Raw genomic sequence first — 12,783 nt, 5'->3', positions numbered from 1 at the left:
GTTTGATGGCTTTATTCAGTGCAAATTGGAATTTGTTTGCAGAATCGCCAACCAAAGAAATATCGTGAACGGTGAAACAGGGCGATTCGTTTTGAGGAAGCAGCAATGAGGAAACGGCTTCTGCGGTTCGGTCTAAGCGCACATCCGGGGCAGACTGCATTTGCTGCTCAAGTTGGCGGAGACGTTGCTGCTCCTGCTGGGCTTGTTCTTGCTGAATCAGACCTGCTTGTCGTTCATCAGCCAGAGCCGGCATAGCCGTAGTTGCCAGCAAAGCGAACGGCAACATCAATGAACGGCAGCTTGAAGAAAAGTGAAAGGCGGACATGCTTGGAACCTGTAAGGTGTTTGACTGAGCCATGTTATTGGAATAGGGTAAAGAAAAGCAAAGTTCATAAAACCAAAGGTCAATTATTTGGATAGTCGGCCACTTCAATTAGTAATTGACTTGTTATTTTATATAATATAATCAATATTATATTTGAAATTTACCTTAAATTTAGGGCCGAGTGAATGAATTGCGCGATAGCAGGGGAAATCCACACTATTTCAGTCCAAATAGATATTGTTTTTGCATAAAAAACGGCTGCCGAAGCAGCCGTTGGGGTTTAGCGTTTACCGCACAGAATCAACATGTCTTCCAGGTATTTCAAAAGGTACTGCTTTTCCACCGGCCAATGGCGGTCGGTGTCAAAGGAATACCACGAACCTGCCCAATCGTTGATGAACCACGCCGTCGTCCAAAAACCATTGCTGTGGCGGGCACTGTTGATTTCCAGCTTGTCCTGCCGGATTTTACCGCCGTAGCCTTTTGAATGAATCAGAATCGGGATGGTGACGCTGCCTAAAACATCGGCGTAGCGGCTGATGCAGGCCTTGGCCTGCATCAGCCGTTCGACATCGATTTCAATAGCTGTATCGGGTACGCTCAAGTCATCGTCGGAACTGCACCAGAACATACTTTCCCGGTCATTGGATTTTTCAGAGATTTCCAAGTAAAGCATAATGAGGCGGTCTTGGATGTTGCTACAAGGGTAAAACTTCAGTTCGGATTCATACATACGTTGCCCCTTCAGATACAAAGAGACGGATGTATGCCCTGACGGGATACACCCGCCGGGTGGGTTGCTTTTCAGACGGCCTTATTCGTCATCATCTTCCTCATCTCCGTATTCGTAGCCGAACACTTCGATGGCAAACTGACGGATATTACGGCCGCTGTCCGATACCTGTTCGTCAATCAGGACAGCGCCTTCATTACGATACCGGCCGGCTACGCTGTTACTCTTCTCGAGATAGATGGCTTCAAAGTTCAGCATGGGGAAACCTTTGACAAGCGCACGATAAAAAACTTCCGGCGGGCACCATCCGGATTCGAAGGAAGCCGTCAGCTTTCCCGGAGCCGGTGATACCCGGCAATAGAAGGCTTCGCGGCCGACACCCCCAATGTTTGATACGCCACGCATAGGCACTCATCTCTCCGACCGCCTGTTGGCAGGCTTGTGCGGATTCGAATACGTCGCGCTGATAATCGTAGCGTTCAGCCAAGTCGGAATCGGCATTCAGACGGCCTACCAAATCATCTGCCGTCATTTCCTGCCAACAGGGAAAGTCTTCGGCCAACTTTTCAGCCAAAAGACCGGCCGGGCCGGTGCGGTCAGGCTTCAGGGCTTTGGGTAACAAGGTATCCGGCCCTGCCTGAGCCAGTACGGTCATCAGCAGATTGAGTGCATGGTAATCGAGTTTGGCCAAAACTTCAGGAACCGGCACAAGGCCGTTGAAATCCAGAATCAGGCCGTCGCCTTTGTCCGGATGGTTTTCGTGATTCTCACGCACAATCAGTGCGGTGAGGCGGTCGATTTCCAGCTGTGTGCCGGTAACGGTAAAGCTATTGGAACACCAATTAGGCATAACAGACTCCTTAAAAAACAGGGCAGCATGCCCCCTGAGGGGCAGACCGCCCCTCAGGGTTACAGGTTAAACAAATGCGGTGAGTTACTCGTCATCATCGTCATCAAACGTCCAGCCGAAGTGCTCCGCTGCGAAAGCTTTAAAATCGCCATCTTCACAAGGGAAGTCCTCCAGCAGGCCGTCTGAAGCGGTGAAGGTGCCGGCAAAGCCGCCGCCTTCGTCGATGTAGTGCACCATCATTTCGACACTCGGAAAAGCATCGGCCAGAGTTTCAAACAGCGGCTCCGGCGATGACCATGCCGTGTCGAAGGTAACGGAAAACGAAGTATCCGACCATTCGTTGAGGTACTGGTGGTAGGCATTCCACTTGGTTCCCCAGTGGCGGTTGCACCATTCATACCAGGTCGGGCAGCCATGCACGGCAATGTTGCGCTGAATCTGCTCCAGATAAGGCCGGTTGAGGCCGATTTTCTCAAGCAGTCCTGGCGTGGACAATACCCGTTCTTTCAGACGGCCGACCGTATCGGTCTGCCAATCCACAAGCGTTTCAAAGTGCTGTTTCAGTCTCGATGCGAGCCAGATCTTGCCGAATGCTTCATCAGACAAAAGCCAGTCGTCTTTCATCGTCAGCCAGTCCTCGGCACTGGATGACCGAACCGTGCTCGATGTCCATACCTTCCGGCTGGGGCAGGAGGGCGTTGAAGTCAACCACCATATCCGGCAGCTCGGGGCTGCTTTTTTGGTCGGGAGAGCCGGCGTGGAACCACGCGGCTTTCAATTCGGCTACTGCTTCGGCCGGACCGTTCACGGTCATGATGTTGGTAACATGGTTAGGCATGATATTGCCCCATAAAAAAGGAGCCGGATACCCCTGACGGGGCATCGCGACCCCGTCGGGTTAAAAACAGGCTTGCGCCCGGTTGGATAAAGTTACCGCCGGCAAAACCGGCGCACATTTCAGGTAACAGGTGCTTTTAAACAGCCCTTACTTCAGGCTGTCGAGATAGGCTTTGACTGTATAGCAGGCCCAGCGGTAAACCACTTCCCAGCGTACTTTTCCCGGCACTTCCAAAATCCGGCTGTGTTCGTGACCGAAGTCTTCCAAGGAAAAACCATGATCAGACATCCACCAAGAGATGGTTCTGCTGTTGCGCCGGTACAGCCATTCGGCATCGACTTCGTCCAGCTTGTCTGCCAGAACGCTTTCGATGTTTTGCGGGCCGTATTCGACATCCTTCAGCAGATAGGCAATGTCGTCATAACCGCCGAAATTCGCAGCGACGGGAACCAGCAGGAAATCCTGCGGCTGGCCGTTGGTGCAATCAGACACCGCCTGCATCAGCAGGGCGTAATCCACGCCCCGGCCGGCCATAATACTGCCGAATACTTCCCGGGCAGCATCATCGGGCAAGGTGCTGAGGAACGCCGGTTGGCGGTAGGCGGCCAGCCAGTTTTCCTGATTGGGAAGCGTCGGAATCACTACCGCTGCGCTGTAACAGTTGTCACTGCGGCTCGGCATGGATTCATGCACGTTTTCGTTGCGGATATACTCAGCCACCGGTAGGACGGCATCAACCAGATCGCCGGAATAGCCCAGCTCACGCAGTTTTTCGCCGACCACGTCTGCCGGTTCCGGATATTCCGCATCCGTCATCCGCAGCACTTGGCCGTTTAAGGCTTCGGACGCACTTGCGGCCGCCTCGAATTCGCGGTGGAACCAAACGATATAGGTATTGGAAACGGTGTTCACGGTGAAACTCCTTTTTGAAAATCGGAATACCGCGAACCCTGACGGGACGAAGTATCCCGTGTTGGGTTGAAAAAAGATTCCCACCGACACCTAAGGTGTGGGTGGGAATCGGGTGTACCGCTGCGCGGTACGGGTTGAATGTTACTTCAGATTCTGTTTTTGCCGGCTTTCATTTTTTCTTCATGCTCTTTTTTCAGTTTGTTAACCGAATGTCGGGCAATAAAGAAAAACGTCCAGACCAGTGCAAGCACAATCAGCAGAAATACAGTCAATGAGTCCATCAGTCCTCCCCCTTCCAGCTCATCCATGCCTCATTATCAGCAAGCCAATACAGAATGCAGTAGCAGGAGAAAGCAAGGGTTAAAAATACAAAAACATTCAGCCACCGATATTCAATCGGGGCTTCACTCAGTTTGAAATACGGCAGAATTGCAATCAAGCTGGCTTTGGTAACATCTTCAAACAATTTGTACCAAAAGTCAAACAAGTGCTTTGCCATCGGAAGACGTATCAGATCAGAAAGTGTCATTCTCTCTGCTCCTGTACGCATTTGGATTTTAAACACATAAGGTATGTCCTCCATGTTGTGTGAAGACATACCTGCCTGACGGGGAGTCTGTCCCCACAGGGTTAATAAAAGTTGAAAAAAAGCCGTGGCCGCACGAATGCGGGTGGTGATGGTTAACAGCAGCACCGGGACAGTGAAACGACTGTCGGCGTTGGAAACAGGTTTTTCAGACGGCCTGAAATTACAGGCCTTCTGAAAAACCTGCCTCGAAAGGCAGGTCAAACCTCAAACAGCAGGTGACAAAAGCCGGCCGCCAACCGTCAGCGACGGATAACGGGCGGCCAGCATCATGGCCGTATCGGCCAGAAGCACGGCAGCGGTCGGTGCTTTCGGATACGGGTCGATGGCAGGCAGCGGATAAGCATTGATGTCCTGATAGTCGATGTAGGTATACACCGGATGACCCGGGCCGTAGCGCCGCGTATGGCGGCGGCACAGGCGGACATGCTCTTTGGCCACTTCATACAGCTTCGGACAGCGTCGGCGGAACTCGGCATTAAATGGTGCGGCCAGTTCTTTCGATACGCCAACGATGTACGGATTACCATGCTGTTGCAGCCATTGGCGCATCAGCTCGATTGCAGACGGGTTCATAACAGCTCCTTAACGGCAAACAAAGCGTAAAACCCGTTCGTGGAAGACGGGCTTCCACGCAGGTTGGAAAAAGGTTTATCCGCAAAAACAGTGGATAAACCGACGGGCAGCTCGGGCAAACTTCGGTCGGGCTTTGGTTTGCGCGACTGCCTAATTTTTAGGCACGAAACAGACGGAGGCCGTCTGAATCATGCTCAATAATCTTCGGCCAACAGAATGGTGGTATAGCTTCTGTCCCATTCGGTGATGACGTAGATTTTCTGCTCCAGTATCGTGTAGGCGGAAAAAATCCGCCCTTCCTTACCGGCCTCCAAAGCACGCAGGTTCAGCTCGCGGTCTTCGGCATCCATATCTTCCCAACAACCGGTCACATGGGCACGCAGCAGTATGCGCTGCCAGAGATGTGCCTCGGTCAGCTCCTCCGGCAGGTTCTCTTCCGCCCAGCTTAAAGCGTTGCGGGTGCAGACGCACCGGCCGAGCGGGAACAGTTCGGGTTTGCTGCATTCGAGACGGCCGGTCAGCAGTTCAGGCAGTTCTGTGCGGATGGTTTCGTTTGGGGCGTACATACGCGTTCTCCTAAAAAAGCGGGTATGCCGCCCTGACGGGCAGCCACCCGCAGGGTTGGTTTAAAAATTATTTGATGGTCAGCACGTCGCCGAATCCGGGGCTATCGGCCGTCAAATCGACGGCGCGGATGCTCGGTACGAAACGGTCGAGATTGGTGGTCACGTATTGCACGCTGCCATCCTCTCTGACCTGTTCCTCGGTGCTGCTGACTTGGGTTTTATGGGTACTGCCCTTAATCAGCAAACGCCGGCCGTCCGAAGCGGTAACGATGCCGCTGACCTGGCCGGCGGCCAGTGCCAATGCGGCATGCCATTTACCCAACGCGCACAGCGGCCGTCTTTTTTCAAGCACACAATCCTCCCGAAAAAAACGTCCGAAATGCGGCCACAGCGTCTGATTGCCGATATGTGCCAACTCGTCGGCCAAACCGTCGGCTTCGACGGAATGGTTGAGTGGCCGGAATGGTTTGGCTGCCGCCGCCGGTACTTCATACCAGTAGTCGGCCTCTGCCTGATGTACGGGAACGGCAGCTTCCGGCTGCAACAGCACTTGCTGCTGGGTTTTGGCCAAGATCTTACCGATGCTGCTGCGGTTTCCCGCCTTCCTACCGAAAACCACCACCTGCCGATAGGTATAGACGGCGGCGCGGTACATCCGTATTTCGGTAAAGCGTGAAGCGATTTCGGCAGTAAAACGGTCGGTTAACGCTGCTTCGGGTATGATCAGCACCAAAATACCGCCGTCCTGCAGCACCGGCACCGTGCGTTCAAAGAAGATTTCCTCCAAACGTTTGGTACGGCCGGCCGACAGGTTGTCGGCAGCGGAAAAACCATAGGGCGGGTTCAGAAACAGCAGACCGACGGTTCTGGCCTGCAGGATGCAGTTTTCGATATCGCCTTGGACGACACAATCCAGCACGGCAGCCGCCGCCCGGGCGCGCTCTTTGTCCAGTTCGACACCGAAGCTGCCGCATTGCGCACCGCAGCCGGCCAGATGGCCTGCCAGCACCGCCAATGCTTCACCGGTGCCGCAGCAGGGGTCGAATATGCGGATATTGCCGCCGGCAATGTCCAGCCGCGCAGCGATACCTTCCAACGTGGCTGCGTCGGTTGGGAAATAGCCGTTGTCGGCATGATTGTGCGCGGTGCGTGGGTGCATCAGATGGTTGGTGGAATTCATGAAAGCCTCCGTAAAGAAAGCGGAGGCCGCCCCAAGGGGAAGCCCCCTGAGGGTTTAAAGAAGAATGCAAAAAATCCCACCGCCGCATGATTGCGGAGTGTGGGATTCTGATGGCTCGAAAGAGCCGAGTTGGTAAAAAATGAACCGTTTAACGGTTCTCGTGCTCCTCTGTCATACGGTCGCGTTCAAGCTGTTTACTGATCCAGTAATTGAAAGCAAGCACTAATGAGAGGATAAATAAAAGTCCGCCGATCAGCATGACGTATCCTTTCGGGTTAATGAATCACGGTGTTTGCGTAATTTGTCAGCACAGACTTGGACAAAATATCCAATAGCTGCCAAAACAACTACGCCGACAGCGCGCTCGGCCAATGAATGCGAATTAATCCAGAGTAGCGGCAAAACCGCAATCATTGCAGCCTTTGTAATATCATCCAGCAGTTTAATCCACGATTCAAGTGTTTCCTTGTGTAACGGGAAACTGAATTTCAAGTATTTGAAAAATTTCACATCGGTGTCTCCATAAAAAAGCGGGGATACACCGATGCCCTGGCGGGGACGGTATATCCCCACAGGGTTGCAAAACTGATTGAAAAAGGCTTTACGCCGGTTTTACAGGAATTTGATAACCACAGCCATAACAGTACCGATGGCTGCAAACATGCCGGTCACAACCAGTATGGGATACCAGCGAGTTTCGGCATTGAGCTTGGCTGATTCTGCAATCAGCTTCGCAATTTCCGCATCGATTTTGTGCAGTTCTTTCTGTTTCATTTCCTGCTCCAATAAAGGTTCGGTTTTCATATTTACGTCTCCATAAAAACGGGGACGTACCGCCCTGTGGGGGGGTATGTCCCCACAGGGTTGGTCAAAAAGTTGTAAAAAGCGCCGTGCCCGCACTCATGCGGTTGGGTGATGGCTAACGGCAGCACCCGGGACAGAAGAAACAGTCTGCCGGCTGTGTAAAACTTAAAGCAGTTTGGCGGGAATGTTCCGTTTTTTCAAAACGGCCACCGCTTTTTTATCAAAAGTCACGAATTGTCCGTCAAATATCCTTCTACCGGTATATTCATTTACGCCGTCGGCAAAATCGCCGCCGCATTCCAACTGTTCCAAGCCGGCATCGACGGTATTTTTCTCATACATCAGGTTTTCGATTTCGGTCATTGTCCTGATTGCGGCTGCAACCTCTTCTTTGCTGTAACGGTACAACCGCATTAAAACCCAAACCAGCTCACAGAATACGGAGGTGGGTACGCAGACTTTCTCTGCTTTTGAGAGGATGTTTTCCGCGATCAGCGCCTGCTTTTCATCGTCCCGGGTCAATAAACGTACCAAGACATTGGTGTCTGCAGTAACCTTCATTTTGCATCCTTGCCAGACACCCCTGCTGCCGCATAGGCATCGGCAACAGACTCATTAATTTCTTCGATACTGAAAGAGCGGCCGCCTTTGCGCGCCAGTAAACCGGCCACATCGGAAAAGCTGCGTGTCTTTTTGGCTGCGCTGATCTTGAGTTCGCCGTTGGGCAGCTTGCTGATTTCGAGTTTGTCGCCGGTTCCTATGCCTAAGTGCGCCAAAAACTCTTTTCTCAAAGTAATCTGGTTCTTGGCCGTCAGCTTTAAAGTGGTTCCCATAATACATGCCCCTCTGTTTAAAAGTAAGGTTATTATACCTTACTTTTAAACCGGAATGGTTTTAGACCTACAGATAATAACAGTAGGTTTTTTCAGACGGTCTCCGGTTTGCAGACCGTCTGAAAAAACCTGCTCGGAGCAGGTTGTAGAAACCGCCGGCTTGCGGCGGAAAATTCAGGCGCTTTCCGCTTCAATCTGCCGGGTCATGGCCTTGAAGTTCAAAAAACCGCGCGGATCGTTGCCGGGGCTGCAAGGCACCGGGCATTTGCGGCCGCTCTCGTGTTGCAGGCAGCCGTGCCGGCGGCGGCCTTTGGGTATGCAGACCCATTTGCCGCTGCGTACCAGCTCTGCAACATAGGCGGCAAAGTCTTTGTTGTTGCTGTATCGCATCTTAGCTCCTTGGTGCGGCGGCGGTTTCAGACGGCCGCAAGGCCGTCTGAAAAACCGTACGCGGCATTTCGGGTGAAACGGTTTACTGCTCCAGCAGCCGTTTGGCCAACTGGACTTCCACGGAGTCTTCCGCCTGATTGAGGATGTCCAAACCGGTATCCGGCATGTCGCCGGAGGTGGATTGGGCTACGGCGATTTTTTTTGCCATCAGTTCCAGACAGATTTGCTGGGCAGTCTCCATGTAACCGGCAAAATACACCTTCACATGTTCCTTTTGACCAATCCGCCAAGAGCGTCGTGCCGCCTGCATCAGGGTATAGACGTTGTAGCCGGTCTGCATGAAGTAGATGGTCGGGAAGGCCAGCAGATCCAGGCCGGTTTTCACCAGTTCGGGATTGCAGATGACTACCTCGCAACCTTCATCCAAACGCGTGGCCACCCAGTCCTCACGCTCATCGGCTTTTACCGATGCACGCATCACCGCCGCTTTGATGCCTTCCGCCTGCAACAGCTTCTGCAGACGGCCGGCGGTATCGCGGGTGTCGGTGTAGACGGTATAGACCAGGCATTTACGCCCTTGGGCCAGTTCCTCCTTCACCACTGCCAGCAGGTCAGCTTCTTTGGGAGAAGGTTCGGACTCTTCAAAAACGGCTTCTGCTTCGAACAGCCGCTCGTTCCATCGTTTCCAAACCACCCGTTCCGGCTGGTGGCCGCAGTCCGGCCAGGCCAAAAGTGTGTTGGTGACTACACCGGTGAGGGTATTGTCTCCTTTGGCTAAAGCCTGTTTCAGGCGTTGCTGCAGCCTCAGGCTCATGTCACGGTAGATGCTTTCCTGTCGCGGTGTCATCGCCACCGGCCGGAAGATTTCCTCGTACGGCGGCAATACGCCTTCGCCCAAGTCTCTGAGCTTCAGAAACACCGTCATCGGCAGAATATAGCGCATGATGCCCAAGGGGCCGAAGCCCGGTGTCTTGGCCGTGCGTACCGAAGTACGCTTGGCTTTGGAACTGGTAAACGAACCGCCGTCGAACTCGCTGCCGTTGCTGCGGATGACCTCCTTGAGCACTCCGTGCTGACGCATAAACGCCATCGCCGCTGTCCCCAAGGTATTGGTTTTGTTGTAACCGAAGCCGTCGGCCAGCATAGCCTGAGGATTCAGCCGCCACAGCAGGTAGAACAGATCGTCGGCATAACCGCCCATCAGGGTGCCGGTCAGACACAACACCTTGCGGACACAGCGTGCCAATACACCCATGGCCTGACCTTGTGCCGTACCGTAGTTCTTGTACTCATGGCCTTCATCCACCACCATCAGTCCGAAGTATCCTTTCGGCAGATAGCGTTTGATGAACTCGGTCGGCTGGTAGCCGCCCATACCCAAAGAGAACTCGGTTTTACCCAAAGCCCGGTCCAGCCGTGCCGCCTGACGGTCGTTAAACACAAACTCGCCGTGTTCGTCCATCAGGTTGGCAAATGCCTGGATGTTGTTTTCCAGGATATCCGCCAGCATGGCCTCACCGAACTGCGCCACCAGTTTCTGAGCCGTTTTAGGCCCTACACCCGGCAGCGAAGCCACCGCATTGATGACCCGCTCGTACACGCTTTGCTGCGGCGCATTGCCGTCTTTGCGGCACAAGGTCCACAAAGGTTCGCCGCAACGGTGCTTGCCGTCCTTGGCGGTGCAGAAGCGTCTGGACTTGCCCAAAAATGTCTTCACGCCTTCTTCCGAATAGAAAGAACTGCCTTCTTCATCTTTCAGCTCGCGGCCGCATTTCGGACAGCAAAACAGCTTCTCTGTCCGGATAAAGTGCTGACCTTCGGCGTAGTCCTGCCGGTACTGCTTGCGCACCGCATACGCCGGCCGCCAGTGGTAGCCCATCCGCATCCGCACACGGCCGAGTACGAAGAACTCCGGCACGGCCGGTTTCCCGCGCATGGCACGGATTTTAAGCAGCTTGGCCAGCGTGTCGGTGCCGTTGAGCACCCACACCCGCGCATCCGGCACGGTTTTAAGGATTTCGCGCCGCCATTTGTAGACCAAATGGGGCGGACTCAAAACCAGCGTCCGGGCAATACCGGCCTGATGTGCAACGGCAGCACAGGCAATGGCCATCATGGTTTTACCCGTGCCCATTTCGGCATTGATGACCGCCGCAGGCTTATCTTCCACCAGCAGCAGTTGGTTGACCGCACGAACCACTTCCCGCTGGGCAGGAAACAGCTTGCGGCTCAAACCGTCCAATACCGCCTCGTGGGCGGCATGGGTTTGCCCCTGATACAGCGGCCGGTTCTGATCGGTAACGGCCTCGAAAAGGCTGTCGCCGAAGTCGGCCAGAAACTGAGACAGCGGCAAATCATTGCTGCGAAGCTGCTCCAGCAGACGGTTGAATTGGTGTATGGCATCGGCATGGCGTATATTTGGATCCAGATATTTGAGTTCTTCAAAAATCTGGTCTGTCGTCAAATTGAAAACAGAGGTTTGAAATTGCATGATGCAGTCTCCATAAAAAACGGGGACTGCGCCCTTCGGGGTAGCAGTCCCCAAAGGGTTGAAAAAGAAAAACAGATTAGTCGGCCAAGACAGCCTGCGCCCACTCCAGTGTTTCAGCAGGCAGCGCGTCAGGACAGTTTAATACCGCTTTGGCCAAACAGTAATCGTCGATTTGCCGCGCCGCCTGACCAAAGGTCAGACCGCTGCCGACAAAATCGTCAAATGCCCGAACCTGTTGATACGAAGGCTCACGGCTTTCCAGCCTGTCCGGAGCCAGTGCTTTCAGACGGCCTACGGCATCAGCAGTGATGAGTTCATCAGGGTCGATACCGGCAAACTCAAAGCAGGCAGCCATATCGCCGGATTGGCAGATGATGTTGCAACGGCGGTAATCGGGGTAATGAGTCTCGACAAAATCCCAGGCCAGATCAGGTTTCAGGAAAGGGTTGTTGTACATGGCGGTTTCCTTACAGGACGGAACTGCCGCCCTGACGGGGCAGCCCGCAGGTGGGTTGAAAAAAGCCGTGGCCGCACGAATGCGGTCTGATGATGGTTAACGGCAGCATCAAAGACAGTAAAACGACTGTCGGCGTGTGAAACAGGTTTTTTTCAGACGGCCTTAACTTGAGGCCGTCTGAAAAAAACCTGCTGAACAGCAGGTTTGTAAAGCACCTTTGTTACTCATTTTTAAATTTAATGAAATCGGCAAGCATTTCCGGAAACGGAAAAGATGCAATCCGCCAGTTTTCGGCGTTCTCCACCAGCAGGGATTTCGAACTGTACAGTACCGACTCTTCCAGCCTTGCTGCCACATCGACGCATTCTTCCCGGGATAAAGCCGTGGTCAACCGCTTTTTACAGCTGTTTTCGGTATCTTTCAGAGCGACGACGTAATAAGCCTTCTCACACTCGGCCAGCTTCAGACAGGTTTCGATAAAGAAATCGTCCAAAGCAGCCAACACATTCCGATGGCCTTCGTTGTCGAAATCCAAACCCAGCAAACTCCAATCCGGCCGGAATTCGGCACAGATGAAAGCCTGGTCTTCACCCAGCATAACCGGATAATCCGGTACTTCCCGCTTCAAAACCTCATACGCACGTTCACACAGTTTGTTCAACATAACAGTCTCCTTCAAACCGGCGGCAGTTCTTCCCTCCGGAAAGAACTGCTCAGCCGGAGGGTGGTTTTTAACGGTAACACGGAAAATGTTCACGGATACGGCAGGCCAAATCGTTTAATGAGGCGGTCAAGCCAAACACACGGTAGTCGTTGACAATTGCCTGGAACATCGACCAATCCTCATTATCGAGATGAACCGCCCCTCGTACGTCAAAGTCCTGTCCGAATACCGCATTCAATACCGCCTCCCTTAAGAATTTGCAGGCAAGGCGGTCATCGAAAATACAGGCTTCGATACGGCGGCGCATTGCCGACGATTCGTCCGCAAACAGCGGAACACCGGTCAAACCGACTTCTTTACGGATAACCGCTGCGGCCACCGCTTCTTCAGCCGTATCGAACTCAGGGTCCCAACCGAAAATCAGCTCATCCGTACTAGGGCAGACAATATCGCAGCCGTATTTGCCGAGAGCGTCTTGGGATATACGGATTTCCAAGGTTTTTTCGTTAATATAACGCATGATGCACTCCTATAAATAAAAGGGCATCGTGTCCGGGGACGGATGCCCCGGAAGGGTT

The 12,783-nt window shown here is 53.3% G+C and carries 20 protein-coding genes and 1 pseudogene; all 21 read right to left on the bottom strand.

Annotated elements, in window-relative coordinates:
* A pseudogene (locus ACFPVS_RS02790) lies at nt 1-325 on the bottom strand (ShlB/FhaC/HecB family hemolysin secretion/activation protein); the annotation flags it as partial.
* A 280-nt stretch (nt 326-605) separates the two neighbouring features.
* Nucleotides 606-1,058, bottom strand: coding sequence for a hypothetical protein (locus ACFPVS_RS02785; protein ID WP_096295164.1), 453 nt, complete (start codon nt 1,056-1,058; stop codon nt 606-608).
* Between the two features lie 81 nt (nt 1,059-1,139).
* Nucleotides 1,140-1,316 carry a hypothetical protein gene (locus tag ACFPVS_RS02780; protein ID WP_157742719.1) on the bottom strand — a complete coding sequence of 59 codons (177 nt, stop codon included), beginning with the start codon at nt 1,314-1,316 and terminating at the stop codon, nt 1,140-1,142.
* The gene (locus ACFPVS_RS02775) at nt 1,303-1,908 is read right to left on the bottom strand and encodes a hypothetical protein (RefSeq protein WP_096295165.1); all 606 of its coding nucleotides are present in this window, start codon (nt 1,906-1,908) and stop codon (nt 1,303-1,305) included. The genes ACFPVS_RS02780 and ACFPVS_RS02775 overlap by 14 nt, the downstream gene beginning before the upstream one ends.
* Nucleotides 1,909-1,992: 84 nt before the next feature.
* Nucleotides 1,993-2,532 (bottom strand): DUF1281 family ferredoxin-like fold protein, encoded by a 540-nt coding sequence (locus ACFPVS_RS02770; RefSeq protein WP_096295166.1) that lies wholly within the window; start codon nt 2,530-2,532, stop codon nt 1,993-1,995.
* On the bottom strand, nt 2,507-2,746 hold the full coding sequence (locus ACFPVS_RS02765; RefSeq protein ID WP_378595367.1) for a hypothetical protein: 240 nt from the start codon (nt 2,744-2,746) through the stop codon (nt 2,507-2,509). The genes ACFPVS_RS02770 and ACFPVS_RS02765 overlap by 26 nt, the downstream gene beginning before the upstream one ends.
* A gap of 147 nt (nt 2,747-2,893) precedes the next feature.
* A complete protein-coding gene (locus ACFPVS_RS02760) occupies nt 2,894-3,658 on the bottom strand; it encodes a hypothetical protein (protein ID WP_378595366.1) in 765 nt (254 codons plus the stop codon).
* 146 nt (nt 3,659-3,804) lie between these two features.
* Nucleotides 3,805-3,966 carry a hypothetical protein gene (locus ACFPVS_RS02755; protein ID WP_157742721.1) on the bottom strand — a complete coding sequence of 54 codons (162 nt, stop codon included), beginning with the start codon at nt 3,964-3,966 and terminating at the stop codon, nt 3,805-3,807.
* Nucleotides 3,939-4,352 (bottom strand): hypothetical protein, encoded by a 414-nt coding sequence (locus ACFPVS_RS02750; protein ID WP_157742722.1) that lies wholly within the window; start codon nt 4,350-4,352, stop codon nt 3,939-3,941. Before ACFPVS_RS02750 ends, ACFPVS_RS02755 begins: the two co-directional genes overlap by 28 nt.
* 99 nt (nt 4,353-4,451) lie before the next feature.
* Nucleotides 4,452-4,820, bottom strand: coding sequence for a hypothetical protein (locus ACFPVS_RS02745; protein ID WP_096295171.1), 369 nt, complete (start codon nt 4,818-4,820; stop codon nt 4,452-4,454).
* Nucleotides 4,821-5,014: 194 nt separating this feature from the next.
* Nucleotides 5,015-5,386 (bottom strand): hypothetical protein, encoded by a 372-nt coding sequence (locus tag ACFPVS_RS02740; RefSeq protein WP_198345356.1) that lies wholly within the window; start codon nt 5,384-5,386, stop codon nt 5,015-5,017.
* A gap of 67 nt (nt 5,387-5,453) precedes the next feature.
* Entirely contained in the window at nt 5,454-6,566 is a 1,113-nt protein-coding gene (locus tag ACFPVS_RS02735) for a DUF6094 domain-containing protein (RefSeq protein WP_378595363.1), read from the bottom strand.
* A gap of 252 nt (nt 6,567-6,818) precedes the next feature.
* A complete protein-coding gene (locus ACFPVS_RS02730) occupies nt 6,819-7,076 on the bottom strand; it encodes a hypothetical protein (RefSeq protein WP_096295172.1) in 258 nt (85 codons plus the stop codon).
* Between the two features lie 102 nt (nt 7,077-7,178).
* A complete protein-coding gene (locus ACFPVS_RS02725; protein ID WP_378595361.1) occupies nt 7,179-7,370 on the bottom strand; it encodes a hypothetical protein in 192 nt (63 codons plus the stop codon).
* A gap of 165 nt (nt 7,371-7,535) precedes the next feature.
* Nucleotides 7,536-7,931, bottom strand: coding sequence for a type II toxin-antitoxin system VapC family toxin (locus ACFPVS_RS02720; RefSeq protein WP_096295174.1), 396 nt, complete (start codon nt 7,929-7,931; stop codon nt 7,536-7,538).
* Nucleotides 7,928-8,203, bottom strand: coding sequence for an AbrB/MazE/SpoVT family DNA-binding domain-containing protein (locus ACFPVS_RS02715; RefSeq protein ID WP_096295175.1), 276 nt, complete (start codon nt 8,201-8,203; stop codon nt 7,928-7,930). The genes ACFPVS_RS02720 and ACFPVS_RS02715 overlap by 4 nt, the downstream gene beginning before the upstream one ends.
* A 174-nt stretch (nt 8,204-8,377) precedes the next feature.
* A complete protein-coding gene (locus ACFPVS_RS02710; RefSeq protein WP_096295176.1) occupies nt 8,378-8,593 on the bottom strand; it encodes a hypothetical protein in 216 nt (71 codons plus the stop codon).
* Between the two features lie 82 nt (nt 8,594-8,675).
* Nucleotides 8,676-11,084 carry an SNF2-related protein gene (locus ACFPVS_RS02705; RefSeq protein WP_096295177.1) on the bottom strand — a complete coding sequence of 803 codons (2,409 nt, stop codon included), beginning with the start codon at nt 11,082-11,084 and terminating at the stop codon, nt 8,676-8,678.
* A gap of 76 nt (nt 11,085-11,160) precedes the next feature.
* Complete coding sequence (locus ACFPVS_RS02700) at nt 11,161-11,541, bottom strand: hypothetical protein (protein WP_096295178.1); 381 nt, start codon at nt 11,539-11,541, stop codon at nt 11,161-11,163.
* Between the two features lie 220 nt (nt 11,542-11,761).
* Entirely contained in the window at nt 11,762-12,205 is a 444-nt protein-coding gene (locus ACFPVS_RS02695) for a hypothetical protein (protein ID WP_096295179.1), read from the bottom strand.
* A 67-nt stretch (nt 12,206-12,272) separates the two neighbouring features.
* Entirely contained in the window at nt 12,273-12,725 is a 453-nt protein-coding gene (locus ACFPVS_RS02690; protein WP_096295180.1) for a hypothetical protein, read from the bottom strand.
* Between the last annotated feature and the right edge of the window lie 58 nt (nt 12,726-12,783).

Source organism: Neisseria weixii, assembly GCF_042658245.1.
In the GTDB taxonomy this organism is placed as follows: Bacteria; Pseudomonadota; Gammaproteobacteria; order Burkholderiales; family Neisseriaceae; genus Neisseria; species Neisseria weixii.
The sequence above is the reverse complement of the archived record's forward strand: the minus strand, read 5'-3'. Positions and strand labels throughout refer to the sequence as shown.

Bases quoted from the DNA above. Each gene is read 5' to 3' on its own strand.
- ACFPVS_RS02785 (WP_096295164.1), bottom strand. From the start codon at position 1,058: ATGTATGAATCCGAACTGAAGTTTTACCCTTGTAGCAACATCCAAGAC.
- ACFPVS_RS02780 (WP_157742719.1), bottom strand. From the start codon at position 1,316: ATGCTGAACTTTGAAGCCATCTATCTCGAGAAGAGTAACAGCGTAGCC.
- ACFPVS_RS02775 (WP_096295165.1), bottom strand. From the start codon at position 1,908: ATGCCTAATTGGTGTTCCAATAGCTTTACCGTTACCGGCACACAGCTG.
- ACFPVS_RS02770 (WP_096295166.1), bottom strand. From the start codon at position 2,532: ATGAAAGACGACTGGCTTTTGTCTGATGAAGCATTCGGCAAGATCTGG.
- ACFPVS_RS02765 (WP_378595367.1), bottom strand. From the start codon at position 2,746: ATGCCTAACCATGTTACCAACATCATGACCGTGAACGGTCCGGCCGAA.
- ACFPVS_RS02755 (WP_157742721.1), bottom strand. From the start codon at position 3,966: ATGGATGAGCTGGAAGGGGGAGGACTGATGGACTCATTGACTGTATTT.
- ACFPVS_RS02745 (WP_096295171.1), bottom strand. From the start codon at position 4,820: ATGAACCCGTCTGCAATCGAGCTGATGCGCCAATGGCTGCAACAGCAT.
- ACFPVS_RS02740 (WP_198345356.1), bottom strand. From the start codon at position 5,386: ATGTACGCCCCAAACGAAACCATCCGCACAGAACTGCCTGAACTGCTG.
- ACFPVS_RS02735 (WP_378595363.1), bottom strand. From the start codon at position 6,566: ATGAATTCCACCAACCATCTGATGCACCCACGCACCGCGCACAATCAT.
- ACFPVS_RS02725 (WP_378595361.1), bottom strand. From the start codon at position 7,370: ATGAAAACCGAACCTTTATTGGAGCAGGAAATGAAACAGAAAGAACTG.
- ACFPVS_RS02720 (WP_096295174.1), bottom strand. From the start codon at position 7,931: ATGAAGGTTACTGCAGACACCAATGTCTTGGTACGTTTATTGACCCGG.
- ACFPVS_RS02715 (WP_096295175.1), bottom strand. From the start codon at position 8,203: ATGGGAACCACTTTAAAGCTGACGGCCAAGAACCAGATTACTTTGAGA.
- ACFPVS_RS02710 (WP_096295176.1), bottom strand. From the start codon at position 8,593: ATGCGATACAGCAACAACAAAGACTTTGCCGCCTATGTTGCAGAGCTG.
- ACFPVS_RS02705 (WP_096295177.1), bottom strand. From the start codon at position 11,084: ATGCAATTTCAAACCTCTGTTTTCAATTTGACGACAGACCAGATTTTT.
- ACFPVS_RS02700 (WP_096295178.1), bottom strand. From the start codon at position 11,541: ATGTACAACAACCCTTTCCTGAAACCTGATCTGGCCTGGGATTTTGTC.
- ACFPVS_RS02695 (WP_096295179.1), bottom strand. From the start codon at position 12,205: ATGTTGAACAAACTGTGTGAACGTGCGTATGAGGTTTTGAAGCGGGAA.
- ACFPVS_RS02690 (WP_096295180.1), bottom strand. From the start codon at position 12,725: ATGCGTTATATTAACGAAAAAACCTTGGAAATCCGTATATCCCAAGAC.